17 protein-coding genes are annotated in these 24,540 nt (G+C 65.7%); 8 read left to right on the plus strand and 9 right to left on the minus strand.

All coding sequences use genetic code 11. The annotated features are described in order from the left end of the window. The first annotated feature begins 225 nt into the window (after nt 1-225). The 5 genes from K2O50_RS13000 to feaR all read left to right on the plus strand — a co-directional run bounded on the left by K2O50_RS13000 (nt 226) and on the right by feaR (nt 10,295). On the plus strand, nt 226-1,512 hold the full coding sequence (locus K2O50_RS13000) for an MdtA/MuxA family multidrug efflux RND transporter periplasmic adaptor subunit (protein WP_050705935.1): 1,287 nt from the start codon (nt 226-228) through the stop codon (nt 1,510-1,512). Then, nucleotides 1,509-4,607 (plus strand): MdtB/MuxB family multidrug efflux RND transporter permease subunit, encoded by a 3,099-nt coding sequence (locus K2O50_RS13005; RefSeq protein WP_050705934.1) that lies wholly within the window; start codon nt 1,509-1,511, stop codon nt 4,605-4,607. The genes K2O50_RS13000 and K2O50_RS13005 overlap by 4 nt, the downstream gene beginning before the upstream one ends. Then, nucleotides 4,604-7,714, plus strand: a complete 3,111-nt coding sequence (locus tag K2O50_RS13010) for a multidrug efflux RND transporter permease subunit (protein WP_050705933.1) — start codon at nt 4,604-4,606, stop codon at nt 7,712-7,714. The genes K2O50_RS13005 and K2O50_RS13010 overlap by 4 nt, the downstream gene beginning before the upstream one ends. Then, nucleotides 7,711-9,195 (plus strand): efflux transporter outer membrane subunit, encoded by a 1,485-nt coding sequence (locus tag K2O50_RS13015; protein ID WP_050705932.1) that lies wholly within the window; start codon nt 7,711-7,713, stop codon nt 9,193-9,195. The genes K2O50_RS13010 and K2O50_RS13015 overlap by 4 nt, the downstream gene beginning before the upstream one ends. 134 nt (nt 9,196-9,329) lie before the next feature. Further along, entirely contained in the window at nt 9,330-10,295 is a 966-nt protein-coding gene (gene feaR, locus K2O50_RS13020) for a transcriptional regulator FeaR (RefSeq protein ID WP_082337727.1), read from the plus strand. Nucleotides 10,296-10,433: 138 nt separating this feature from the next. Here the strand turns inward: feaR and K2O50_RS13025 are convergent, their stop codons facing one another. The 8 genes from K2O50_RS13025 to K2O50_RS13060 form a co-directional block, all read right to left on the minus strand. Then, a complete protein-coding gene (locus K2O50_RS13025; RefSeq protein ID WP_050705511.1) occupies nt 10,434-10,799 on the minus strand; it encodes a cupin domain-containing protein in 366 nt (121 codons plus the stop codon). 30 nt (nt 10,800-10,829) lie between these two features. Beyond that, entirely contained in the window at nt 10,830-12,128 is a 1,299-nt protein-coding gene (locus K2O50_RS13030; RefSeq protein WP_050705572.1) for an FAD-binding oxidoreductase, read from the minus strand. 381 nt (nt 12,129-12,509) lie between these two features. Then, nucleotides 12,510-13,667, minus strand: a complete 1,158-nt coding sequence (cprA, locus tag K2O50_RS13035; protein WP_050705512.1) for a cationic peptide resistance protein CprA — start codon at nt 13,665-13,667, stop codon at nt 12,510-12,512. 350 nt (nt 13,668-14,017) lie between these two features. Then, nucleotides 14,018-14,695, minus strand: a complete 678-nt coding sequence (gene pdeM / locus K2O50_RS13040; RefSeq protein ID WP_050705513.1) for a ligase-associated DNA damage response endonuclease PdeM — start codon at nt 14,693-14,695, stop codon at nt 14,018-14,020. Continuing rightward, nucleotides 14,692-17,286, minus strand: coding sequence for a ligase-associated DNA damage response DEXH box helicase (locus K2O50_RS13045; RefSeq protein ID WP_050705573.1), 2,595 nt, complete (start codon nt 17,284-17,286; stop codon nt 14,692-14,694). Before K2O50_RS13045 ends, pdeM begins: the two co-directional genes overlap by 4 nt. A 2-nt stretch (nt 17,287-17,288) precedes the next feature. Continuing rightward, complete coding sequence (locus tag K2O50_RS13050) at nt 17,289-18,935, minus strand: ATP-dependent DNA ligase (protein WP_050705514.1); 1,647 nt, start codon at nt 18,933-18,935, stop codon at nt 17,289-17,291. Further along, the gene (locus K2O50_RS13055) at nt 18,932-19,945 is read right to left on the minus strand and encodes a ligase-associated DNA damage response exonuclease (protein WP_050705515.1); all 1,014 of its coding nucleotides are present in this window, start codon (nt 19,943-19,945) and stop codon (nt 18,932-18,934) included. The genes K2O50_RS13050 and K2O50_RS13055 overlap by 4 nt, the downstream gene beginning before the upstream one ends. A gap of 108 nt (nt 19,946-20,053) precedes the next feature. Then, nucleotides 20,054-20,884, minus strand: coding sequence for an alpha/beta fold hydrolase (locus K2O50_RS13060; RefSeq protein ID WP_050705516.1), 831 nt, complete (start codon nt 20,882-20,884; stop codon nt 20,054-20,056). Nucleotides 20,885-21,001: 117 nt separating this feature from the next. Here K2O50_RS13060 and K2O50_RS13065 point away from each other — a divergent pair, with 117 nt between their 5' ends. Next, complete coding sequence (locus K2O50_RS13065; RefSeq protein WP_050705517.1) at nt 21,002-21,442, plus strand: MerR family transcriptional regulator; 441 nt, start codon at nt 21,002-21,004, stop codon at nt 21,440-21,442. 118 nt (nt 21,443-21,560) lie between these two features. Here K2O50_RS13065 and K2O50_RS13070 read toward each other — a convergent pair whose 3' ends face one another. Beyond that, nucleotides 21,561-22,514, minus strand: coding sequence for an acetoacetate decarboxylase (ADC) (locus tag K2O50_RS13070; RefSeq protein WP_082337729.1), 954 nt, complete (start codon nt 22,512-22,514; stop codon nt 21,561-21,563). A 207-nt stretch (nt 22,515-22,721) separates the two neighbouring features. Here K2O50_RS13070 and K2O50_RS13075 point away from each other — a divergent pair, with 207 nt between their 5' ends. Together K2O50_RS13075 and arfB are read left to right on the plus strand one after the other, a co-directional pair. Further along, nucleotides 22,722-23,948 (plus strand): NADH:flavin oxidoreductase/NADH oxidase family protein, encoded by a 1,227-nt coding sequence (locus K2O50_RS13075; protein WP_050705519.1) that lies wholly within the window; start codon nt 22,722-22,724, stop codon nt 23,946-23,948. Nucleotides 23,949-24,004: 56 nt separating this feature from the next. Next, the gene (arfB, locus tag K2O50_RS13080; RefSeq protein WP_050705520.1) at nt 24,005-24,418 is read left to right on the plus strand and encodes an alternative ribosome rescue aminoacyl-tRNA hydrolase ArfB; all 414 of its coding nucleotides are present in this window, start codon (nt 24,005-24,007) and stop codon (nt 24,416-24,418) included. Nucleotides 24,419-24,540: the final 122 nt, after the last annotated feature.

Below are 24,540 nucleotides of genomic sequence, written 5' to 3' on the forward strand. Positions count from 1 at the left end.
TGCTGTAGGAGCGGCCTTGTGCCGCGAAAGGGGGCGAAGCACCCCCAGGGGTTACACCCTGTAACGGCCTGGACCCTGTTCCAGGCCGTTTTCATTTAAAGTTCACCCCTTTGCCAACGTCAGCCGAAGGTAAAGCACTGGTAAAGCCACTTTGCTAAAGCGAAGCCAGTGCTTATCGTTCACGCTCTCCACGCCGTCTTTCTCTGAACAAGGTTCGTTCGACCCATGCAAGCCTCCAATTCCCGTTCCCCTCGTCGCTGGCTGTTCGGCCTGCTGATCCTGCTGCTGGTGGCCCTGCTGGCCTGGTGGCTGTGGCCCGCGGCGACCGTCCATAAGGAAGGCGGCGGGCACCGTCCGGGCAAGGGCCTGGGCATGGGCGGGCGGCCGGGCTTCGGTGCCTCCACCGAGGCGGTCCCGGTGCGGGTCGAGCCGGTGCGGGTCGGAGACTTCCCGCTTTATTACAAGGCCCTCGGCACCGTGACCGCGACCAACACGGTCAACGTGCGCAGCCGGGTCGCCGGCGAGCTGGTCAAGGTCCACTTCAAGGAAGGCCAGCAGGTCAAGGCCGGCGATCTGCTCGCCGAGATCGACCCACGTTCCTATCGCATCGCCCTGCAGCAGGCCGAAGGCACCCTGGCGCAGAACCAGGCGCAACTGAAGAACGCCCAGGTCGACCTGGCCCGTTACAAAGGCCTGTACGCCGAGGACAGCATCGCCAAGCAGACCCTCGACACCGCCGAAGCCCAGGTCGGTCAGTTCCAGGGGCTGGTCAAGACCAACCAGGCCCAGGTCAACGACGCCCGCCTGAACCTCGAATTCACCCAGATCCGCGCACCGATCAGCGGCCGCGTGGGCCTGCGCCAGCTGGACCTGGGCAACCTGGTGGCGGCCAACGACACCACGGCGCTGGTGGTCATCACCCAGACCCAGCCGATCAGCGTTGCCTTCACTCTGCCGGAAACCCAGCTCGACACCGTGCTGGCCCGCTACCGCAGCGGCGCCAGCCTGCCGGTCGAGGCCTGGGACCGGGGCGATCAGAAGCTGCAGTCCACCGGCGTGCTGGGCAGCCTCGACAACCAGATCGACGTCGCCACCGGCACCCTGAAGTTCAAGGGCACCTTCCAGAACAGCGACCACGCGCTGTTCCCCAACCAGTTCGTCAACGTGCGCCTGCTGGCCGACACCCTCAAGCAGGTGGTGCTGGCACCGGCCGCGGCGATCCAGTTCGGCAACGACGGCACCTTCGCCTATGTGGTCAACGCCGAGAACACCATCAACGTGCGCAAGCTCAAGGTCGGCGCCAGCGATGGCGAGAACACGGTGATCGTCGAGGGCCTGGCCGCCGGCGAGCGTCTGGTGCTGGAAGGCACCGACCGCCTGCGCGAAGGCACCAAGGTCGATGTGGTCGAGGACAGCTCCCAGGTCCCCACCACCCCCGGCCAGCACCTGCAGGGGCAGGGCGCCAAGGACTCGGCCCAGACCGCTGAACCAGGCACCAAGGCGGGCGCATGAACCTCTCGCGCCTGTTCATCCTGCGGCCGGTCGCCACCACGCTGAGCATGCTGGCCATCGTCCTGGCCGGCCTGATCGCCTACAAGCTGCTGCCGGTGGCGGCCTTGCCCCAGGTCGACTACCCGACCATCCGCGTCATGACCCTGTACCCCGGCGCCAGCCCGCAGGTGATGACCAGCGCCGTCACCGCACCGCTGGAACGCCAGTTCGGGCAGATGCCGGGCCTGGAGCAGATGGCCTCGACCAGCTCCGGCGGCGCCTCGGTGCTGACCCTGCGCTTCAACCTCGACATGAACATGGATGTCGCCGAGCAGCAGGTGCAGGCCGCGATCAACGCCGCCAGCAACCTGCTGCCCAGCGACCTGCCGGCGCCGCCGGTGTACAACAAGGTCAACCCGGCCGACACCCCGGTGCTGACCCTGGCGATTTCCTCGAAGACCATGCCGCTGCCCAAGCTCAACGACCTGGTCGATACCCGCGTGGCGCAGAAGATCGCCCAGATCAGCGGCGTCGGCATGGTCAGCATCGCCGGTGGCCAGCGCCAGGCCGTGCGGATCAAGGTCAACGTCGACGCCCTGGCCGCCAACGGCCTCAACCTGGACGACGTGCGTACCCTGATCGGCGCCTCCAACGTCAACCAGCCCAAGGGCAACTTCGACGGCCCGACCCGGGTGTCGATGCTCGATGCCAATGACCAGCTGCGCTCGCCCGAGGAATATGCCAACCTCATCCTCAAGTACAGCAACGGTGCGCCGCTGCGCCTGAAGGATGTCGCCGAGATCGTCGACGGCGCCGAAAACGAACGCCTGGCCGCCTGGGCCAACCAGAACGAGGCTGTGCTGCTAAATATCCAGCGCCAGCCCGGCGCCAACGTCATCGAGGTGGTCGACCGGATCAAGGAACTGCTGCCGTCGATCACCGACAACCTGCCGGCGGGCCTGGATGTCAGCGTGCTCACCGACCGCACCCAGACTATCCGCGCCGCCGTGCGCGACGTGCAGCACGAGCTGCTGTTCGCCATCGCCCTGGTGGTGATGGTTACCTTCGTCTTCCTGCGCCGCTTCAGCGCCACCATCATTCCCTCCATCGCCGTGCCGCTGTCGCTGATCGGCACCTTCGGGGTGATGTACCTGGCCGGCTTCTCGGTCAACAACCTCACCTTGATGGCCCTGACCATCGCCACCGGTTTCGTGGTGGACGATGCCATCGTCATGCTGGAGAACATCTCCCGGCACATCGAGGAGGGCGAGACACCTATGCAGGCCGCGCTCAAGGGCGCCAAGCAGATCGGTTTCACCCTGATCTCGCTGACCTTCTCGCTGATCGCCGTGCTGATTCCGCTGCTGTTCATGGCCGATGTGGTCGGGCGGCTGTTCCGCGAGTTCGCCATCACCCTGGCGGTGGCCATCCTGATTTCCCTGGTGGTGTCGCTGACCCTGACGCCGATGATGTGCGCGCGCCTGCTCAAGCGCGAACCCAAGGAAGAGGAACAGGGTCGCTTCTACCGCGCCAGCGGCGCCTGGATCGACTGGCTGATCAAGCACTACGGCACCACCCTGACCTGGGTGCTCGAGCGCCAGCCGCTGACCCTGCTGGTGGCCGTGGCCACCCTGGCATTGACCGTGGTGCTGTACCTGATGGTGCCCAAGGGCTTCTTCCCGGCCCAGGACACCGGGGTCATCCAGGGTATCTCCGAGGCGCCGCAGTCGACCTCGTTCGCCGCCATGAGCGAGCGCCAGCAATCCCTGGCCAAGGTGATCCTGCAGGACCCGGCGGTGCAGAGCCTGTCTTCCTACATCGGCGTGGACGGCGACAACGCCACCCTCAACAGCGGCCGCCTGCTGATCAACCTCAAGCCCCACGGCGAGCGCGACGTCACTGCCTCCGAGGTGATCAACCGCCTGCAGCCGCAACTCGACAAGCTGGTCGGCATCCGCCTGTTCATGCAGCCGGTGCAGGACCTGAGCATCGAGGACCGGGTCAGCCGCACCCAGTACCAGTTCAGCCTCAGCTCGCCGGATGCCGACATGCTCGCCGAGTGGAGCGGCAAGCTGGTGCAGGCACTCAAGGGCCGCCCCGAGCTGCAGGACGTGGCCAGCGACCTGCAGGACCAGGGCCTGCAGGTATTCCTGGTGATCGACCGCGACATGGCCAGTCGCCTGGGGATCACCGTGGCGCAGATCACCAACGCGCTGTATGACGCCTTCGGCCAGCGGCAGATCTCGACCATCTACACCCAGGCCAGCCAGTACCGCGTGGTGCTGCAGTCGCAGACTGCCGCCAGCCTCGGCCCGCAGGCCCTGGAGTCGATCCACGTCAAGGCCACCGACGGCGGCCAGGTGCGCCTGTCGGCCCTGGCGCGCATCGAGCAGCGCCAGGCCCAGCTGGCGATCTCGCACATCGGCCAGTTCCCGGCGGTGATGATGTCGTTCAACCTGGCCCACGGCGCGTCCCTGGGCGAGGCGGTCAAGGTGATCGAGCAGGTGCAGCAGGACATCGGCATGCCGATCGGCGTGCAGACCCGCTTCCAGGGCGCCGCCGAGGCGTTCCAGGCCTCGCTGTCGAGCACCCTGTTGCTGATCCTGGCCGCGGTGGTGACCATGTACATCGTGCTGGGCGTGCTCTACGAGAGCTACATCCACCCGGTGACCATCCTCTCCACGCTGCCCTCGGCGGCGGTGGGGGCCTTGCTGGCGCTGCTGCTGAGCGGCAACGACCTGGGCATGATCGCCATCATCGGCATCATCCTGCTGATCGGCATCGTCAAGAAGAACGCGATCATGATGATCGACTTCGCCCTGGAGGCCGAGCGCCACCAGGGCATGAGCCCGCGCGACGCGATCTACCAGGCGGCGCTGCTGCGCTTCCGGCCGATCCTGATGACCACCCTGGCCGCGCTGTTCGGCGCCGTGCCGCTGATGCTCGCCACCGGTTCCGGCGCCGAGTTGCGCCAGCCGCTGGGCCTGGTGATGGTCGGCGGCCTGCTGGTGAGCCAGGTGCTGACCTTGTTCACCACGCCGGTCATCTACCTGTACTTCGACCGCCTGGCGCGCCGCTGGCGCCCGGCTGACGATGCGCGGCAGGCCGAAGCATGAACCTGTCCGGACCTTTCATCCGCCGGCCGGTAGCCACCATGCTGCTGAGCCTGGCGATCATGCTGCTGGGCGGGGTGAGCTTCGGCCTGCTGCCGGTGTCGCCGCTGCCGCAGATGGACTTCCCGGTGATCGTGGTGCAGGCCAGCCTGCCCGGCGCCAGCCCGGAGGTCATGGCCTCCACCGTGGCCACGCCGCTGGAGCGCAAGCTCGGCGCCATCGCCGGTGTCACCACGCTGACCAGCAGTTCCAACCAGGGCTCGACCCGGGTGATCATCGGCTTCGAGCTGGGCCGCGACATCGACGGCGCGGCGCGCGAGGTGCAGGCGGCGATCAACGCCACCCGCAACCTGCTGCCCAGCGGCATGCGCAGCATGCCCACCTACAAGAAGATCAACCCGTCCCAGGCGCCGATCATGGTGCTGTCGCTGACCTCGGACGTGCTGTCCAAGGGCAAGCTCTACGACCTGGCTGACACCATCCTGTCCCAAAGCCTGGCGCAGGTCAGCGGCGTAGGGGAGGTACAGATCGGCGGTAGCTCGCTGCCGGCGGTGCGCATCGAGCTTGAACCACAGTTGCTCAACCAGTACGGCCTGTCCCTGGACGACGTGCGTAACGCCGTGGCCAACGCCAACCAGCGCCGGCCCATGGGCTTCGTCGAAGACCATGAGCGCAACTGGCAGGTGCGGGCCAACGACCAGCTGGAAACCGCCGAGGACTACAAGCCGCTGGTGATCCGCCAGCAGAACGGCGCGATCCTGCGCCTGTCCGACGTGGCCAAGGTCAGCGATGGCGTGGAGAACCGCTACAACAGCGGCTTCTTCAACGACGAGAGCGCGGTGCTGCTGGTGGTCAACCGCCAGACCAACGCCAACATCATCCAGACCGTCGAGCAGATCAAGGCCGAGCTGCCGGCGTTGCAGTCGCTGCTGCCGGCCAGCGTCAAGCTCAACGTGGCCATGGACCGCTCGCCGGTGATCAAGGCCACCTTGAAGGAAGCCGAGCACACCCTGCTGATCGCCGTGGTGCTGGTGATCCTGGTGGTCTACCTGTTCCTTGGCAACCTGCGCGCCTCGCTGATCCCGAGCCTGGCGGTGCCGGTGTCGCTGGTGGGCACCTTCGCGGTCATGTACCTGTGCGGGTTCTCCCTGAACAACCTGTCGCTGATGGCGCTGATCCTCGCCACCGGCCTGGTGGTGGACGACGCCATCGTGGTGCTGGAGAACATCTCGCGGCATATCGAGAACGGCGAAAACCCCATGCGTGCCGCCTACAAGGGCGCGCAGGAGGTGGGTTTCACCCTGCTGTCGATGAACGTCTCGCTGGTGGCGGTGTTCGTCTCGATCCTGTTCATGGGCGGTATCGTCCGTGGGCTGTTCAAGGAGTTCTCGATCACCCTGGCGGCGGCGATCATCGTCTCGCTGGTGGTGTCGTTGACGCTGACGCCGATGCTCTGCTCGCGCTGGCTCAAGGTCCACGGCCCGCAGCAGCAGACCCGCCTGCAACGCTGGAGCGACCGCATCCACCAGCGCATGGTCGCCGGCTACGACAAGAGCCTGGGCTGGGCGCTGCGGCACAAGCGCCTGACCCTGCTCAGCCTGCTGGCCACCATCGGGCTGAATATCGCCCTGTACGTGGTAGTGCCCAAGACCTTGATGCCGCAGCAGGACACCGGCCAGTTGCAAGGCTTCATCCGTGGCGATGACGGCCTGTCGTTCACCGTGATGCAGCCGAAGATGGAGATCTACCGCCGCGCCCTGCTCAAGGACCCGGCGGTGGAGAGCGTCGCCGGTTTCATCGGCGGCAACAGCGGCACCAACAACGCCTTCGTGCTGGTGCGCCTGAAGCCGATCGCCGAGCGCAAGGAGAACGCACAGAAGGTGATCGACCGCCTGCGCAAGGACCTGCCGAAGATCCCCGGCGGGCGCCTGTACCTGATGGCCGACCAGGACCTGCAACTGGGCGGCGGCGGCCGCGACCAGAGCACCTCGCAGTACCTCTACACCCTGCAGAGCGGCGACCTGGCGGCCCTGCGCGAGTGGTTCCCGAAGGTGGCCGCCGAGCTGCGCAAGCTGCCCGAGCTGACCGCCATCGACGCCCGCGACGGCGCCGGCACCCAGCAGGTGACCCTGGTGGTCGACCGTGACCAGGCCAAGCGCCTGGGTATCGACATGGACATGGTCACCGCGGTGCTGAACAACGCCTACAGCCAGCGGCAGATCTCGACCATCTACGACAGCCTCAACCAGTACCAGGTGGTGCTGGAGATCAACCCGAAATACGCCTGGGACCCAAGTACCCTGGAGCAGGTGCAGGTGATTACCGCCGACGGCGCCCGGGTGCCGTTGTCCACCTTCGCCCGCTACGAGAACAGCCTGGCCAACGACCGCGTCAGCCACGAAGGGCAGTTCGCCTCCGAGGACATTTCGTTCGACGTCGCCGAAGGCTACAGCCCCGACCAGGCCATGGCCGCGCTGGAGCGCGCGGTAGCCAAACTGGGCCTGCCAGAGTCGGTGATCGCCAAGCTCGGCGGCGACGCCGACGCCTTTACCAAGACCACCGAAGGCCAACCGCTGATGATCCTCGGCGCCCTGGTGCTGGTGTACCTGGTGCTGGGCATCCTCTACGAGAGCTACATCCACCCGCTGACGATCCTCTCCACGCTGCCTTCGGCCGGGGTCGGCGCCTTGCTGGCGCTGTACCTGACCGGTGGCGAGTTCAGCCTGATCTCGCTGCTGGGTCTGTTCCTGCTGATCGGCGTGGTGAAGAAGAACGCCATCTTGATGATCGACCTGGCGCTGCAGCTGGAGCGCCACGACGGCCTGTCGCCGGAGGAGTCGATCCGCCGCGCCTGCCTGCTGCGCCTGCGGCCGATCCTGATGACCACCCTGGCGGCGATCCTCGGCGCGCTGCCGCTGCTGCTCAGCCGCGCCGAGGGCGCGGAGATGCGCCAGCCGCTGGGCCTGACCATCATCGGCGGCCTGGTGTTCAGCCAGATCCTCACCCTCTACACCACGCCCGTGGTCTACCTGTACCTCGATCGCCTGCGCCACCGGTTCAACCGCTGGCGCGGCGTGCGCACCGACGCTGCCCTGGATACCCCGCTATGAACTTTGCCCACACCCGAATCCACCGTGCCCTCAAGCGGCTGACCCAGGGACGCGGTTCGCGTCTGGTCAGCGCCGGGTTGTGCGTGGCCATGCTCAGCGCCTGTACCCTGAGCCCGGACTACCACCGCCCCGAGGTCAGCACCCCGGCGCAGTTCAAGCAGGCCGAAGGCTGGACCCAGGCCAACCCGTCCGACGCCATCGCCCGCGGGGCGTGGTGGGAGATCTATGGCGACAAGCAGCTCGACGCCCTGGTGGAGGAGCTCAACCGCAGCAACCAGACCGTGGCACAGTACGAGGCGCAGTACCGTCAGGCCCAGGCGCTGGTGCGCAGCAGCCGTGCCTCGCTGTTCCCTTCGCTGAACCTGACCACCAGCAAGAACCGTTCGGCCCAGGGCACCGGCAGTTCCAGCTCCAGCCTGTCGAACAACAGCAGCGGCATCCGCGACACCTACAACGCGCAGCTCGGGGTGAGCTGGGAGATCGACCTGTGGGGCAAGTTGCGTGAAACCATGAACGCCAACGAATCCAGCGCCGAGGCCAGCCTGGCCGACATGGCGGCCATCCGCCTGAGCCAGCAGTCGGAGCTGGTGCAGAACTACCTGCAACTGCGGGTGATCGACGCGCAGAAGCGCCTGCTCGAAGCCACGGTCGCGACCTATGAGCGGTCGTTGAAGATGAACGAAAACCAGTACCGCGCCGGGGTTGCCGGGCCGGATGCCGTGGCCCAGGCGCGTACCCAGCTCAAGAGCACCCAGGCCGACCTGATCGACCTGGCCTGGCAGCGCGCGCAGTACGAGAACGCCATCGCCGTGCTGATGGGCAAGGCGCCAGCCGATTTTGCCCTGGCGGCGAGCAACGACATTCCGGCGTTGCCGCAGGTTCCGCTGTCGCTGCCATCGCAGTTGCTCGAGCGGCGTCCCGACATCGCTTCGGCCGAGCGCAAGGTCATGGCGGCCAACTCGAACATCGGCGTATCGCGGGCGGCGTATTTCCCGGATCTGTCGCTGAGCATGAACGGAGGGTACTCCAGCAGCAGTTTCAATAACTGGATCGAGTTGCCCAACCGCTACTGGTCGGTAGGGCCGCAACTGGCGCTGACGCTGTTCGACGCCGGCAAGCGTAGCGCCGAGGTTGACCGGACGGTGGCGGTGTACGACCAGACCGTGGCGCAGTATCGGCAGACGGTGCTCGACGGGTTCAAGGAGGTCGAGAACTATCTGGTGCAGCTAAAGGTGTACGGGGACGAGGCAGTGGTGCGGCAGGAAGCGCTGGACGCGGCGCGGGAATCGTTGCGGTTGACCGAGAACCAGTACAAGGCAGGCTTGATCGGCTACCTGGACGTGGTCAACGTGCAGACCACGGCGCTCAGCAGCGAACGAAGTGTGCTGACATTGCTGCAGGGGCGGTTGGTGACGAGTGTGCAGTTGATCGCGGCGCTTGGGGGCGGATGGGATTTGCAGCGGGAGTTGCCGGCGGAGTGAGCCAGTGGGGCGGGGTAATCGGTTGGACCGTCAAACCCGCCCCCTGAAGACCTGTGACGAAGATCGTTGTTGTGCGTATATAGATAACATGTTAACTATTGCATCAGAACAACAATCTGCGTGTGGAGGTCGTCATGCCCCAGCCCGTCCCCCCCTTAAGCGGCAAGCCTGACCTTGACGGCCTGGAGCGCTGGACCACGGCCATGCAGAAGGTCTGCGGCCGGTTCCAGACCGAGCTTGCCTTCAACCGCTCGCTGTTTATCGGCGAGATATCGACCTTCAACCGTGCCGGGCTGGCCCTGGCCAACCTGCGCACCAACGCCGGCAATATCCGCCGGCTTGGCGACAACCCCGACCGCGACGACGACCAGCATTGCTTTTTGGTCAGCCAGCGCATGGGCCACTCGCGGATCACCCAGGATGGCGTGAGCATCCAGCTGTCGCCGGGCGAACTGCTGCTGATGGATTCGGTGGGGCCGTGTGAGATCACCCCGTTCGGTTTGATCGAGCATGTTTCGCTGTCGCTGTCCCGTGAACAGGTGCGCAAGCACGTGAGCGGGCAGGGCGCGACCTTCGGCAAGATTTCTTCGACCAATGCCTGCGGGCGCATGCTGCACCTGCTGATGGACCAGTTGTGCCGCGAGGGCGACGAGGCCGGAGAGACCCAGGGTGAGGCATTGCAGGCGGCGTTCATTGCTTTGCTGGAACCGGGCTTCGAGCGCGGCGACGACAGTCCCGGGTCACTCGCCGGGCTCAGCGGCGCGAGCCTGCGCGGCTATGTGCAGAAGGTCATCGACGAATCCCTGGGCCAGCCTGGCCTGACTCCGGCCAACCTGGCCGAGCGCCTGAGTATCTCGGTGCGCCACCTGTACCGCCTGTTCGAAGAGGAGGGCGATAGCGTCTGCCGTTACATCCAGCGCTCACGCCTCAAGCGCAGCGCGGACGACCTGTCCAACCCGTTCCTCAAGCGCGAGTCGATCACCTCGATCGCCTACAAGTGGGGGTTCACCGACTCGGCGCATTTCAGTCGGGCATTCAAGAAGCACTTTGAGCAGTCGCCGAAGGACTTCCGGGCAATGGCCCTGGTGGCTGGGCGATGATTCCGTGCCTGAAGAGTCATAGGCGTGGGAGCGGCGGTGCGCCGATGCGACTTGCCCCGCGATAGCGTCCGCTTGCCTGGCGAGGAAGTGCCGGCGCACGCTATCGCGGGGCAAGCCCGCTCCCACGGAGGCGTTTTGTCAGGCTATCGCCAGGTAATGCTTGACGAAGGTCTCGCTCAGCACCTCCCACAGCACTGGCGTGCCCTTGGTCACGAACCAGGCATCGCCTGCCTTGTAGCGCGTCACCTGACCGGTGGATTCATCGGTCAGCTGGATCTCGCCGGTCACGATCACCGCCTGCTCGCTGAACGGATAGACCATGCGGAACTTGCCCTGGGTGGTGCCGAAGTAGGCGCTGCTGACCGGGTCGGTGGGGGCGCCGTGGGTCATCTTGCCGTAGCACTTGACCTCGCCTTCGAGGATGGTCGAGCCCAGGTCGGCAACGGTGCCCCAGGCGTCGAGTTCGGACAGTTGCACACCCTGGCGGACGGCGGTAAGGGTCATGGTGGTTCTCCTGGTCTTGTTCAAAAGGAATCAACGGCGGCCGTTGAAGAAGCCCGACAGCTGATGCACGGTCTTGCCGGCGGTCAGCAGCAGCGGGCGGATATGGTCCTTGCCGAGGATGCGCGCATGCTTGACCGAGCTGATCAGGTCATAGCGGCTGGAGCCTTCGCTCATGCCTTCGGCGAGGATCTTGCAAATGATGTGGCTGGGGGTGACGCCGAAGCCCGAATAGCCCTGCACGTAGAAGGCGTTGGGACGGTTGCTCAGGGTGCCGATCTGCGGGAACAGGTTGGCGCTGGTGGCCATCGGCCCGCCCCAGGCCAGGTCGATGCGCACGTCCTTGAGGTAGGGGAAGATCTTCAGCATCAGGTTGCGGTTCCAGGCCTTCAGGTCCTTCGGGATGTGCTCCACGAACGGGGTGGCGGCGCCGAACAGCAGGCGGTTCTCGCGGGTGACGCGGTAGTAGTCGATCACCGGGCGGATGTCGCTGTAGGCACCGCGGATCGGGCTGATGCGCAGGATCTGCTCGTCTGACAGCGGTTCGGTCATCAGCTGGAAGGCGTAGGTGTTGACGGTGCGCGCATGCAGCTCGGGCTCGAGTTTGTTGAGGAAGCTGTCACAGGCCCACAGCAGTTTGCTGGCCTTGACCGAGCCGCGCCCGGTGCGCACGGTGATCCGCTCGCCGTAGTGCACCTCCAGGGCCGGACTGTGCTCGAAGATCCGCGCGCCGTGGCCGACCAGGGCCTGGGCTTCGCCGAGCAGCAGGTTCAGCGAATGCACGTGACCGCCGCCCATGTGCAGCAGGGCGCTGCTGTAGGCGTCGGAGCCGATGATCTGCTTGACCTCCGAGCCGCCGAGGAAGCGAATCTCGTCCTTGCCGTTGATCGCCTTGAAGTCCTTTTCCCAGGCGCGCAGGGTCTTTTCCTGGCGGGCGTTGAAACCCATGTAGCCGTAGCCGTGGCAGAAGTCGGCGTCGATCTGGTAGCGGGCGATGCGTTCCTTGATGATGCCGGCGCCCAGTTCGCTGATCTCGAAGATTTCGCGCAGGCCTTTCTCGCCGACGCTGCCCTTGATCTTCTCCAGGTCGTGGCCGATGCCGGCCATGATCTGCCCGCCATTGCGGCCGGTGCCGCCGAAGCCCAGGTAGCGGGCTTCGAGCACGACGACATTGGTGATGCCTTTCTCGGCCAGTTCCAGGGCGGTGTTGATGCCCGAGAAGCCGCCGCCGATCACCACGACATCGGCGTCGATGTCGCTTTCCAGGGTGGGGAAGCTCAGGTTGTACTTCTTGGTGGCGGTGTAGTAGGTAGGCGTTTCGATGTTGATCATGGCGCAGCCTGGACAGTTGGAATTGTTGGACAGCAGGGCTTGCACAAAGCGCTGGCGGTTGCAGGCATTGAGCACCTAACGGCAGGTAGGTGTCTTGCCCGGGGCTGCCAGGGTTTTGCTTCAGGCTGCCAGGGATTCCATCTCGAAAGGCATGCGGCGGCAGCATGACCTCCACGGGAGGTGTGGTGATCATGCGCCTCATGAATATGTTAAGTAAATCGCCACCAGCGGCGGCTTTCCCTGTAGGAGCGGCCTTGTGCCGCGAAAGGGCCGCAAAGCGGCCCCGGCGATCTTTGCAACAACGCTGAAATCCCGGGGCTGCTGCGCAGCCCTTTCGCGGCACGAGGCCGCCCCTACAGGGATGGCGAATGGCTTGGACTTTTACTTGAAATCCCACTGCATCTGCGTGGCGATGCTCACGCCGCTGGACGACCTGACGCACACGTCCAGGTAGTCGGTGAAGCGTGGCGGCACGGCGATGCCTTCTTCCAGCAGCCGACTGTTGTCGAACAGGTAGTTGAGGTCGGCGAAGCCGCTGTACAGGCGCAGTGCGCGCAGCACAAGGCGCGGGTTGGCGGGGCCGATGCGGGTTTCGAAGCGGCTGGCCAGCGACTTCAGATCGTCGACATCGACCTTGCGGTAGCGCTCGCCCACCGGTTGCGCGCCATTGGCCAGGGCGAAGGCTTCGTCGATCTCGGCGAAGGTGCAGGCCGAGTGATGGCCGGCGGAGATGTGGTACAGGTCATGGCCCAGGCGCGGCTTGAGCGTCAGGCCGATCAGCGCCTCGGCGCAATAGTCCACCGGGATCACGTCGATCTGCTCGTCCAGGCCGCAGGTGAAGCTTTCCAGGGCGAAGCCCATGCGGAACACCCAGAAGATGCTGCCCGACGCCTGGCAACCCAGGCTGCGGTGACCGACCACGATGGACGGCCGCGCCACTACCAGGGGCAGGGCGGGCAGCTCCTCACGCAGGCGTCGCTCAATCTCCGCTTTCGAGGCGGTGTAGTCCACCAGTTGCTGGGCCGCCTCGGGGAATTCCCAGGACTCGCTGATCGGCGACTCCCGCTGCGTGCCGCAGCACATGGCGGTGCCCACGTGCAGGAAGCGCTTCAGGCGCGCGGAGCGGCTCAGCACCTGGGCGAAGGCGAAGGTGCCCTCGACGTTCACCGGCCAGATGTTGGGGTTCTTCGAGAACGACGCCACGGCGGCGCAGTTGATCACCCGGTCGATCTGCATCAGCCGCGGGGTCTCGCGGGCCAGCCAGGCGGTGTCGAGGAAGTCGCCGCAGATGATCTGCGCCTCGCTCAGCGCCAGGCCCTGACGGTCATCGACGCCATGCTGGCGCAGGTTGTCGCGCAGGCGCTGCAGGCCCTGGGCCGGGTTGTCGGCGCGGACCAGGAAGCACAGAGCACCGGCATGGCCTTCGGCGATCATCCGGGCGGCGACGGCGCCCCCGAGAAAACCTGTGGCGCCGGTCAGCAGGATACGTTCCTGCGCTGGGTTTGAAGTGTCAGGCGCATCAGTGGCTGGGATGTTCATAGTTTCCTCGGTAGATGAGTTGTCCGTACCACAGGCCATGGAGGGGATGTAACCGTTTAGCGTACGGGTCGGCTGCCACCTGTCGCACGGGCGTGTGCATGTCCCCTTTTAATTAAAAGGCGTAGGCAGTGTTAAGGGGGCAAGAAATGCTCGGAACAGGATGAGCACTCCATGGCCAGGCCAGTGGCAGCAAAGGCTGGCAATGGATTGTCGGTCCCTTGAAACATGAATTCAATTAACTGTTTCAAGCGTTGTAATGTTTTTGGTGAAAGAATTTTAATGGGTGATACATAACTGTGAATATGTGTGTTCAATAGGTAAATATATTCAAACTTGGCTATTGGCAGCGCTCACGAAGAGGCAATAAAGGGCGCTTCCCAGATTCCGCCATCCCCGATGACGAAAACCCGTTGCCCGACAGCGGCGTGCACGGTGAAGCCGCCAGTGAAACTGCCGAATGCAGGCATAAGGGTCAGGTGCTCGTCTACCCTGAAGCAGGGCAGGCGCAGCTGTTGGCGGCCTCGCCCACGCAAGCGATAGGCAGGATGTACATGGCCCGCCAGCACGTGACGGCCTGGAAACGGGGTCGGCTCGTGCTGCAGGGCAAACGGACCGAGCAGCAAGGGTTCGGGAACGACCTCGATGCCCAGCTCCGCGGGTGGATCGCCGGCATGCCGGTCATGGTTGCCACGCACCAGCAGGAGCGGCAATGCAGGATGGCGGCCGCGCCACTCGACCAACGCCGCCAGCGTACCTGGTGTCCTGCCTGCGGCGCTGTGCAGGAAGTCACCGAGCAACACCAGCCGTTGACAGGCGAAGTTGCGCAGCAGGGTGTCGAGACGCTGCAGGTTTTCAGCGGTGGTGCCGCTGGGCACCGGTTGGCCCAGCGCCCGGTAACCGGCGGCCTTGCCCAGATGAAGGTCGGCGACCAGCAAGATGCGTTGGCCAGGCCACCACACTGCCTTGTCTGCGAGCAGCCAAAGTTCGGTGCCGGCCACCTGTACGACCTGGTGAACAGGGTGGGTCATGACTCTTTGTTCCGTGCATGGCGTGTCGGTCGAGGCCGGCCATCCTTGCGTCGCCTTTGGGCACCGGGCCGAGGCTGTTCGCACTCCACCCGTGGCGGCGCCAGGGTCGTGCTCGTGCAGACAGCGCCTCCGGCGGCCTCTTCCAGCTCGGCAACCATGCGCCGGATACGGTCTGCCAGCTTTTCCGAACTGAGGCCTTCGCGAAAGCGCTCCACCAGCAGCGGGAACGCGAACGGTGTCGCACGCATCAGCGGCCTCACCAACAGGCGCAATCCGCGCAGGCGCTGCAACGTCTGATCGAGGCGCTTTACGTCAAGCTCCTGGCTCAGCACTTCCTGGCGCGCCTGGGTGAGCAACAGGTTGTCCGGATCGTGCTGCCTGAACACATCGAAATACAACCCGCTCGAGGCCTGCAATTGGCGGGCGCTTTTGGGCGCACCGGGATAACCGGTGAACACCAGCCCGGCGACCCGGGCAATCTCGCGAAAGCGTCGCCGCGCCAGCTCGCCGGCATTAAGGCTGGCAAGCACCTCGTGCAGCAGGTCGTCGCTGGCGAACAAGGCCGGGGTCAGGGCGTCGGCGTAATCAATGGCGCTGGCACAGAGCAGCTCCAGGCCATAGTCGTTGACCGCGATCGAGAAACTCAGGGGCACATTTCGCGCCAGCCGCCAGGCCAGCAGGCTGGCGAGCCCCAGATGGACCGAGCGTCCGGCGAAGGGGTAGAGGAACAGGTGCCAGCCCTCGCGGGACTTCAGGGTTTCCGCCAGCAATGTGTCCTTGCCGGGTAACGCCGACCAGGCTTGCTGCACCTCGAGCAGCGGACGCAGCAGCTGCATTTCAGGGCCGTCGTACACGCCCTGGTCCGCTGCATCCAGCTTGGCCAGCATGGCATCGGCCAGCTCGCCGGAAAGCGGCATGCGACCGCCGTTCCAGCGGGGAATGGCGGCCTTGCGGCTGGTTGAGCGGCGCACGTAGACCGTCATTTCGCGCACCTCCACCAGTTCCAGGGGGCGACCGGCGAACAGGAACGTGTCTGCGGGACGCAGGCGGGCAATGAAGCCTTCCTCGATGGTGCCCAGCGAACCGCTACCGCCCCGACCCCAGAACTTCACCGTGAGACTGGCGTCGCTGACGATGGTACCGACGCTCATGCGGTGACGGCGCGCCAGCCGCGCGTCGCTTACCCGCCAGACGCCGCTGGAGTCCGGCTCGGCGCGACGAAAGTCAGGGTAGGCGGTGAGCGAATGGCCGCCGTGGCGAATGAAGGCCAGCGCCCACTGCCACTGGGCGTCGGTCAATGCCCGGTACGACCAGGCTTCGCGCACCTCGGCGAGCAGCTCTTCGGCACGAAAACCATCGCCAAGCGCCATGCTCACCAGGTGCTGGACCAGCACGTCCAACGGATGCTCAGGCGCCTGGCGCGCCTCGACCTTGCCTTCGGCCACGGCGGTGCGGGCGGCAGCGGCCTCCAGCAACTCCAGGGCATGGGTCGGTACCAGGGTCGCCCGAGAGGGTCGCCCCGGTGCGTGACCGGATCGCCCGGCGCGCTGCATCAGGCGCGCTACACCCTTGGCCGAACCGATCTGCAGCACCCGTTCGACCGGCAGGAAATCCACCCCAAGGTCCAGGCTGGAGGTACAGACCACCGCTTTCAGCTGGCCGAGCTTGAGCGCCTGCTCGACCCAGTCGCGTACCTCGCGCGACAGCGAGCCATGGTGTAGCGCCAGTAACCCGGCCCAGTCGGGGCGGGCTTCGAGCAGGGCCTGGTACCAGCTTTCCGCCTGCGAGCGCGTGTTGGTGAATACGAGTGTGGTGGCGCTGTTTTCCAGCTCGGCGACGACCTGTCCGAGCATGCGCAGGCCCAGGTGGCCGGCCCAGGGAAAGCGCTCGAACACAGCAGGCAGCAGTGTGTCGATGCGCAGGTCCTTGGCGGTGCGACCTTGAACCAGCCGGCCGGCGGGCATCAGCACCTGGCGGGCGTGCTGCAGGTTGCCGAGCGTGGCGGACAAGCCCCAGACCAGCAGGTCAGGCTGCCAGCGGCGTAGACGGGCGAGGGCCAACTGCAGTTGCACGCCGCGCTTGTTGCCCAGCAGCTCATGCCATTCATCCACCACCACCATGCGCAGGCTGGCAAAGGTCTCGCGGGCGCTGGCCTGGGTCAGCAGCAGGGTCAGGCTTTCCGGCGTGGTGACCAGGGCGCTGGGCAGCCGCCGCCCCTGACGCGCACGTTCGGCGCTACCGGTATCGCCGGTACGCAAGCCGACGCGCCAGTCTATCCCGAGCGCATCAAGGGGTGACTGCAGGGCTTTTGCCGTATCGGCAGCCAGTGCGCGCATAGGGGTGATCCACAGTACGGTCAGCGGGGCCATGGCCGGTTTCCTGGAACCACGCGTTGGCAGCGGCGCTGGCTGGACGAAGCGATCCAGTGCGGCGAACCATACCGCATAGGTCTTGCCGGCACCGGTGGCGGCATGCAGCAGCCCCGACTCGCCCTGACCGACGGCCCGCCAGACTTCCTTCTGGAACGCGAAGGGTTTCCAGCCTCGCTCGGCGAACCAGGTCGACGAAGGCCGCCGCCGCTTCGCGGTCATCATCAGAGCAGCCCCTGCAGCGTGGCCAGGGTGTCGGCCTGCTCGATGGTCTTGTCGGTGCGCCAGCGCAGCATGCGCGGGAAGCGCACCGCAATGCCGCTCTTGTGGCGCCTGGACAGGGAGATGCCTTCGAAGCCCAGTTCGAACACCAGGGTCGGCGTGACACTGCGCACCGGCCCGAACTTCTCCACCGTGGTCTTGCGAATGATCGCATCGACCTTGCGCATCTCATCGTCGGTGAGGCCGGAATAGGCCTTGGCGAACGGCACCAGTACCCGCTCGCCGGGAGCGCTGTCGTCCCACACCGCGAAGGTGTAGTCGCTGTACAGGCTGGCGCGGCGACCATGGCCCCGCTGGGCGTAGATCAGCACCGCATCGACGCTGAACGGGTCGATCTTCCATTTCCACCACATGCCGAGGTCGCGGGTGCGCCCGACGCCGTACAGCGAATCGCGGCGCTTGAGCATCATGCCTTCGACGCCGAGCTGGCGAGAGGACTCGCGCTGGCGCGCCAGCGCCAGCCAGTCTTCACCGCCCAGCCGGGGCGACAGACGCAAATGCGTGTCACCGACTTCGTCGACGAGTTGCTCCAGCTGTGCCCGACGTTGATCCTGGCTGCGGTTGCGCCAATCCTGGCCCTGCCATTCCAGCAGGTCATAGGCCAACAGGGCTGCCGGCAACTCCTCCAGGAGCTTCCTGCCGAGCGTCTTGCGGCCGATGCGTTGCTGCAGCAAGGCGAACGGCTGCACGCCGAACCCGTCGCCGGCGGCGTCCTTGCAGATCACCAGTTCGCCATCGAGCACCGTGCCGTCGGGCAGCGCGGCGGCCAGGGTGGCAAGCTCAGGAAAACGCTCGGTGATCAGCTCCTCGCCGCGCGACCAGAGCCAGCCATGCCCATCGCGCTTGACCAGTTGGGCGCGGATGCCATCCCATTTCCATTCCACCAGCCAGTCCTGGGCGGGTCCGAGCAAGGCGTCGAACCGCTCCACCGGCTCCTGCAACGGGTGAGCCAGGAAGAACGGGTAGGGCTGGCCGCCACGCTGGGCGTGCTCTTGGTGGGACTCCGGGGCAATCAGGGTCAGGTAGCGCTGCGGCGTCGGCCGGTGCGACAGGTCGGTATAGCCCACCATACGCTGCGCCACGCGCTTGGCGTCGACCCCGGCCAGGCTGGCCAGCGCCCGGGTCACCAGCAGTTTCGAGACGCCGACGCGAAAGGCGCCGGTCAACAGCTTCAGGCTGACCATCAGGCTCTGGCGGTCGAGCAGCGCCCACAGCTGCTGCAGGCGTTCGCCGAGCGTTTCGGGGGGAAGTCCGCGCAGCGGCAGCAACTGCTCCAGCCACCATTGCAGGCTGTGGTCCGAAGCCTGGGTGGATTCGGGTAACAGCAGCGAGATCGTTTCGGCAAGGTCGCCCACGGCTTGGTAGCTTTCTTCGAACAGCCACTCGGGCAACTGGCAGCGTTGAATGGCCAGCGCGCGCAGCAGGCGGGTCGGCACCACTTGCCGTGGGCGTCCGCCGGCCAGGAAATAAACCGCCCAGGCAGCGTCGGCTGGGGGGGCGCTGGCAAAATATTGTTGCAGCGCGGCGAGCTTGGCATTGCTCGAAGTCGTGGCGTCGAGTCGGGCGTAGAGGTCGGCGAAGGCTTTCATGACGCGGGTGCCTCCAGGGTGTCGTCTTCCTCGCCGTACTCGGTCTGGAAGGCACGGGCATCCAATCCCCGTTCACCGAGGTAACGGACCAGCACGTTGACCTGGCCGTGGGTGACCATCACCCGCTCGGCTGCGCTCTGCTCGATGGCCCAGAGCAGGCCGGGCCAGTCGGCATGGTCGGAGAGCACGAAGCCGCGGTCCACGCCGCGCCGCCGTCGGGCGCCGCGCAGCAGCATCCAGCCACTGGCGAAGCCATCGCTGTAATCGCCGAACCGTCGTAGCCAGGTGCTGCCGGCGGCCGACGGCGGGGCGAGCACCAATGCCTGGCGCAGCAGCGGATCACCGCGAGCGGTCGCGGTGGCGGACAGGGTACCGGGCAGGTGTATGCCGGCATCACGGTAGACGCGGTTAAGCGGTTCGACGGCGCCGTGCACCAGCAGCGGGCCGATGCTGGCGTCGATGCCATGCAGAATTCGCTGGGCCTTGCCGAAGGCATAGGCGAACAGCACGCTGGCGCGTCCGGCGGCGGCATTGGCGCGCCACCAGGCATCGATGTCGGCGAACAGGCGGGCCTGGGCCTGCCAGCGGTAGATCGGCAGGCCGAAGGTCGATTCGCTGATGAAGGTGTGGCAGCGCACCGGCTCGAAGGGCTCGCAGGTGCCGTCCGCCTCGATCTTGTAGTCGCCCGAGGCGACCCACACTTCGCCGTGGTATTCCAGGCGGACCTGGGCCGAGCCGAGCACATGGCCGGCCGGGTGCAGGCTCAGGGTGACGCCGTGATGCTCCAGGCGGGCGCCGTAAGGCAGGGTCTGCAGGTCGATGTCCTCGCCCAACCGGGCGCGCAGTATGCCCGCGCCGGGCGCCGCCGTCAGGTAGTGGCGGTTGCCCCGGTGGGCATGGTCGCCGTGGGCATGGGTGATGACCGCCCGGTCCACCGGGCGCCACGGGTCGATGTAGAAATCACCGGGAGGGCAGTACAGGCCCTCGGGGCGGGCGACGATCAGCTCCATGGCGCACCTTGGCCTCGGGATTAAAAGCTCAGAGCGTCGGGAGGCGAGACAGGTTCATTCGGGCCAGACGTCCGGCGTCAGGATCGACGTCGGACGTTGGCCTGCCGGCTAGGCGCGGAAGAACGCCAGCAGGTCCTGGTTGATGACTTGCGCGTGGGTGGTCGGCATGCCGTGGGGGTAGCCCTTGTAGGTCTTCAGGATGCCCTGGGGCAGCAGCTTGGCCGACAGCGGTCCCGAGTTCTCGTAGGGCACGATCTGGTCGTCGTCGCCATGCATCACCAGCACCGGGACGGTCACTTTCTTCAGCGACGCGGTGAAGTCGGTCTGGGAGAACGCGACGATGCCGTCGTAGTGCGCCTGGGCGCCGCCCATCATGCCCTGGCGCCACCAGTTGAGGATCACCCCCTGGTCCGCCTTGGCCCCGGGGCGGTTGTAACCATAGAACGGCCCCGCCGGGATATCGTGGTAGAACTGCGCCCGGTTGGCTTTCAGCTGGGCCTGCAGATCATCGAACACCGACTTGGGCAGCCCGCCGGGGTTGCCGTCGGTCTTGACCATCAGCGGCGGAACCGCGGCGATGATCGCGGCCTTGGGCACCTTGTCTTCGGGGTGGCGGGCCATGTAGTGGATCACTTCGCCGCCGCCGGTGGAGTGGCCGACATGAAACGCTCCCTCGACGCCAAGGTGCTTGACCACGGCGGCCACATCGTCGGCGTAGTGGTCCATGTCGTGGCCATCCCAGACCTGGCTCGAACGACCGTGGCCACGGCGGTCATGGGCGACCACGCGATAACCTTCGGCGACGAAGAACAGCAGCTGGGCATCCCAGTCGTCGGCGCTCAGCGGCCAGCCGTGGTGGAAGAAGATCACCTGGGCGTTACGGGGGCCCCAGTCCTTGTAGAAGATTTCGACACCGTCTTTGCTTGTGACGTATCCCATTTCGCTTCTCCTGTCTCTAGGGTGTGGAGCGCTCAGGCCGGTGACGGTTCACCTGGCCACCGGACAACTCTAGGATTAAAGTGCGCTTGAAGGTCAATGCAATTACAAAGGTGCCGGATGAGAATAGGAGAGTTGGCCAAACTTACCGGGCTGGCTGCGTCGCGCATTCGCTTCTACGAGGCCAGCGGGCTGATCAGCTCGGTCGAACGCAAGGCCAATGGTTATCGTGACTACGACGCCGACGCGGTGTGGGTGCTGGAAATGATCACCAACGCACAGGCTGCCGGGTTCTCGTTGGAGGAGATCCGCCAGTTGCTGCCGGCCAAGGCCAAGGGCTGGCAGCATGACGAACTGCTCGGCGGGCTCAAGCGCAAGGTCGAGGAAATCGAGCGGCTGCAGGAGCGTCTGGCGCGCAACAAGGCGCAGTTGCTGCTGGTGATCGAAGGGATCGAGAGCAAGCCCGAGGGCATGCCTTGCGCGGACAACTCGCAGCGGGTGCTGGGGCGGTTGCGCGAGGAGCTTGCCCAGGACAAGGCGCGGCGAGCTACTGACATGTAGGAGCGGGCTTGCCCCGCGAACACCGGCCTCGGCCGGTGCCATGCCACTGCATATTCATGGCCGGCCTCATCGCGGGGCAAGCCCGCTCCTACAGGAATCGAGCACCGTCAGTTCCGTCTCAGTCGCCCGAGGCCAGCGCCGCCAGCGGTCTGGGCGCATACAACGCGCTCTGGAACTCAGGCACATACTCGTACTTGACCATCCGCCCCAGCTGCAGATCGCGGATATAGCGCGACAGCTCGCCATCCCCCAGCACCAGCTGCGCCGAATCCCCGCTCATGCTCGAGGCATGCAGGGTCTGGCGCGAGGTGGCGTAGCCGTAGGCCAGTTGTCCCTTGTGGTCGAGGTTGGTGAAACTGTTGGTCACCAGGCCCGGTTCAGCGGACAGCCCCTCGAGTTTCTTCGCCCTGAAGATCACATCCACCTTGCCACTGCGCGCATCGCCGATGTCGTAGGTCACCGCCCGCGCATCCTCGCGGCGGTCGATCGAGGTCAGCCACTTGGGCAGGTTGTAGCCCACCACGCCGCGCACCCGCGCCAGCTCGGTATTGACCGGCAGCTTGAGCACATAACCCCAGAAATCCTTGGACATCGACTGCCCGACCACGGAGAAGGGCCCGAGATTAGCCTTGCCGGGTTTGCTGGTGATGATCGACAGGGCGATCTCGTTGTAGCTGTCGTTGTCGCAGTAGTCGTAGGTGTAGGCGGTAAACGCCACCAGCCCGCGCCCCGGCCACACCTGCAACGGTTGCACCTGTTCCAGCACTTCGGCGGGCATCAGGGCGCGCAGGCGGTCCAGGTCGGCGGTATAGACGGCGGTGACGCGGCTGTTCCTGTAGTAGAAGTTCGGCGAGTAGGAGGTGAAACCCATGTCGACCCGGGTCTTCTCCAGGCCCTTGAACCAGCTCAGGTCGATACCCGGCGCCTCTGCCTCGATCACGGCCAGCGGCGGGTTGGAACGGTAACGGTCGTACAGCCCGCCCTTGAGCACCGGCACCGAGAGCCCCGCGATGTCGATCTGCGTGGTTTCGGCGTATTCAGGGAGGCCATTGGCGGCGTGGGTGACGGGCATCAGCAGGGCGCCGGCCAAGGCGGTTGCGCTTGCGAGTTTCACGGTGCGGTATCTCCAGGAGTGGGTAAGGGCAGTCACTGCGCAATCACCCTAACGTTCAAGCCAACTTGAGAGTCAATGATCAAATTTTCGACAGTCCAGGGCTTGACCTTAAAGTTGACTTCAAGGCTAACGTCTGCGCAACGCCACTTTCTCGAGGTATTGCCGATGGACGTGTTCTCCTCCCTGACCCTGCCCAATGGCGCGGTCGTCCCCAACCGCATCGCCAAGGCCGCCATGGAAGAAAACATGGCCGATGCCGACCATGCGCCTTCGGACCGGCTGATGCGCCTGTACCAGGCCTGGGCGCAGGGCGGCGTCGGTCTGCTCATCAGCGGCAACGTCATGGTCGACCAGCGCGCCATGACCGGCCCCGGCGGCGTGGTGCTGGAGGATGACCGGCACCTGGAGCGTTTTCGCCAGTGGGCCGCCATCGGTCGCTCGAAGGGGGCGCAGTTCTGGTTGCAGATCAACCACCCCGGACGGCAGATGCCGGCGAGCCTCGGGCAGCAGACCTGGGCGCCCTCGGCCGTGGCGCTGGACCTGGGCAACATGTCCAGGCATTTCTCCACCCCGCGGGCGATGCCTGCCGAGGTGATCGACGAGGTGATCCGGCGCTTCGCCAACTCCGCGCGGCTTGCCGAGCAGGCCGGCTTCAGCGGCGTGCAGATCCACGCAGCCCATGGCTACCTACTCAGCCAGTTCCTTTCGCCGCTGAGCAACCAGCGCACCGACCAGTGGGGCGGCTCCCTGGACAACCGCGCGCGGCTGCTGCTGGAGATCGTCAAGGCGGTGCGCGCGGTGGTGTCGCCCGGTTTCGCCGTGGCGGTCAAGCTCAACTCGGCGGACTTCCAGCGTGGCGGCTTCAGTGCCGACGATGCCCGGCAAGTGGTGCGGCTGCTCAATGAGCTGGCAGTCGATCTTGTGGAGCTGTCCGGTGGCAGCTATGAGGCGCCGGCGATGCAGGGCCAGGCCCGGGATGGCCGCACGCTTGCGCGTGAAGCGTACTTCCTGGAATTTGCCCGGGACATCCGCACGGTGGCGAAGATGCCGGTGATGGTCACCGGCGGTATCCGCCGTCGACCGGTCGCCGAGCAGGTGGTGCAGAGCGGCGTCGAGATGGTCGGCATCGGCACCGCCCTGGCCATCGCGCCGGCCTTGCCCCGTGCGTGGCGGGCGGGGGAGACGGTGGTGCCGGAACTGCGCCCGATCACCTGGAAGAACAAGGCGTTGGCTTCGCTGGGCAACATGGCCATGGTCAAGTTCCAGCTGCGCAGGCTGAGCGAGGCCAAGGCGCCCGAGCCCAGGGTATCTCCATTGTGGGCGCTGCTGCGCCAGCAATGGACCGACGCCGTGCGCGCCAGGCAGTACCGGCGGCGCATGGCGCAGGCCTGACACCCCAGGGCGCCAAGGAGATGCGATAATGGCCGCGCTATCACAAGAGGCGCACCATGCTGACCATCTCCAACAACGTGCATCTGCCGGATGCCGAGATCGAACTGACCTACATCCGTGCCCAGGGCGCCGGCGGGCAGAACGTCAACAAGGTCTCCAGCGCCGTGCACCTGCGCTTCGACATCCCGGCCTCGTCGCTGCCCGCGTTCTACAAGGAGCGGCTGCTGGCGCTGCGCGACAGCCGCATTACCGGTGACGGCGTGTTGATCATCAAGGCCCAGCAGTACCGTACCCAGGAACAGAACCGCATCGATGCGCTGGAGCGTCTGGCCGAGCTGATCATCGGCGCCGGCAAGGTCGAGAAGAAGCGCCGGCCGACCAAGCCGACCCTCGGTTCAAAGACCCGCCGCCTCGATTCGAAGTCCAGGCGTGGGACGATCAAGGCAGGGCGCGGCAAGGTGGATTTCTAGTGGACTTGGCCAGGCCACCTTTGCCTGCCTATAGCATTCATGAATAAAAAACAGGATTGAAATTCCCAATTGCACTGATCAGCAGGATCAATTTAGTGATCGGTCACGGGCTCCTTACCCTT

Source organism: Pseudomonas sp. 2hn, from assembly GCF_019646095.1.
Taxonomy (GTDB): Bacteria; Pseudomonadota; Gammaproteobacteria; order Pseudomonadales; family Pseudomonadaceae; genus Aquipseudomonas; species Aquipseudomonas peradeniyensis.

What these genes read in the sequence shown, in the direction of transcription:
- K2O50_RS13000 (WP_050705935.1), top strand. Translation starts at nt 226, where the DNA reads ATGCAAGCCTCCAATTCCCGTTCCCCTCGTCGCTGGCTGTTCGGCCTG.
- K2O50_RS13005 (WP_050705934.1), top strand. Translation starts at nt 1,509, where the DNA reads ATGAACCTCTCGCGCCTGTTCATCCTGCGGCCGGTCGCCACCACGCTG.
- K2O50_RS13010 (WP_050705933.1), top strand. Translation starts at nt 4,604, where the DNA reads ATGAACCTGTCCGGACCTTTCATCCGCCGGCCGGTAGCCACCATGCTG.
- K2O50_RS13015 (WP_050705932.1), top strand. Translation starts at nt 7,711, where the DNA reads ATGAACTTTGCCCACACCCGAATCCACCGTGCCCTCAAGCGGCTGACC.
- feaR (WP_082337727.1), top strand. Translation starts at nt 9,330, where the DNA reads ATGCCCCAGCCCGTCCCCCCCTTAAGCGGCAAGCCTGACCTTGACGGC.
- K2O50_RS13025 (WP_050705511.1), bottom strand. Translation starts at nt 10,799, where the DNA reads ATGACCCTTACCGCCGTCCGCCAGGGTGTGCAACTGTCCGAACTCGAC.
- K2O50_RS13030 (WP_050705572.1), bottom strand. Translation starts at nt 12,128, where the DNA reads ATGATCAACATCGAAACGCCTACCTACTACACCGCCACCAAGAAGTAC.
- cprA (WP_050705512.1), bottom strand. Translation starts at nt 13,667, where the DNA reads ATGAACATCCCAGCCACTGATGCGCCTGACACTTCAAACCCAGCGCAG.
- pdeM (WP_050705513.1), bottom strand. Translation starts at nt 14,695, where the DNA reads ATGACCCACCCTGTTCACCAGGTCGTACAGGTGGCCGGCACCGAACTT.
- K2O50_RS13045 (WP_050705573.1), bottom strand. Translation starts at nt 17,286, where the DNA reads ATGACCGCGAAGCGGCGGCGGCCTTCGTCGACCTGGTTCGCCGAGCGA.
- K2O50_RS13050 (WP_050705514.1), bottom strand. Translation starts at nt 18,935, where the DNA reads ATGAAAGCCTTCGCCGACCTCTACGCCCGACTCGACGCCACGACTTCG.
- K2O50_RS13055 (WP_050705515.1), bottom strand. Translation starts at nt 19,945, where the DNA reads ATGGAGCTGATCGTCGCCCGCCCCGAGGGCCTGTACTGCCCTCCCGGT.
- K2O50_RS13060 (WP_050705516.1), bottom strand. Translation starts at nt 20,884, where the DNA reads ATGGGATACGTCACAAGCAAAGACGGTGTCGAAATCTTCTACAAGGAC.
- K2O50_RS13065 (WP_050705517.1), top strand. Translation starts at nt 21,002, where the DNA reads ATGAGAATAGGAGAGTTGGCCAAACTTACCGGGCTGGCTGCGTCGCGC.
- K2O50_RS13070 (WP_082337729.1), bottom strand. Translation starts at nt 22,514, where the DNA reads ATGCCCGTCACCCACGCCGCCAATGGCCTCCCTGAATACGCCGAAACC.
- K2O50_RS13075 (WP_050705519.1), top strand. Translation starts at nt 22,722, where the DNA reads ATGGACGTGTTCTCCTCCCTGACCCTGCCCAATGGCGCGGTCGTCCCC.
- arfB (WP_050705520.1), top strand. Translation starts at nt 24,005, where the DNA reads ATGCTGACCATCTCCAACAACGTGCATCTGCCGGATGCCGAGATCGAA.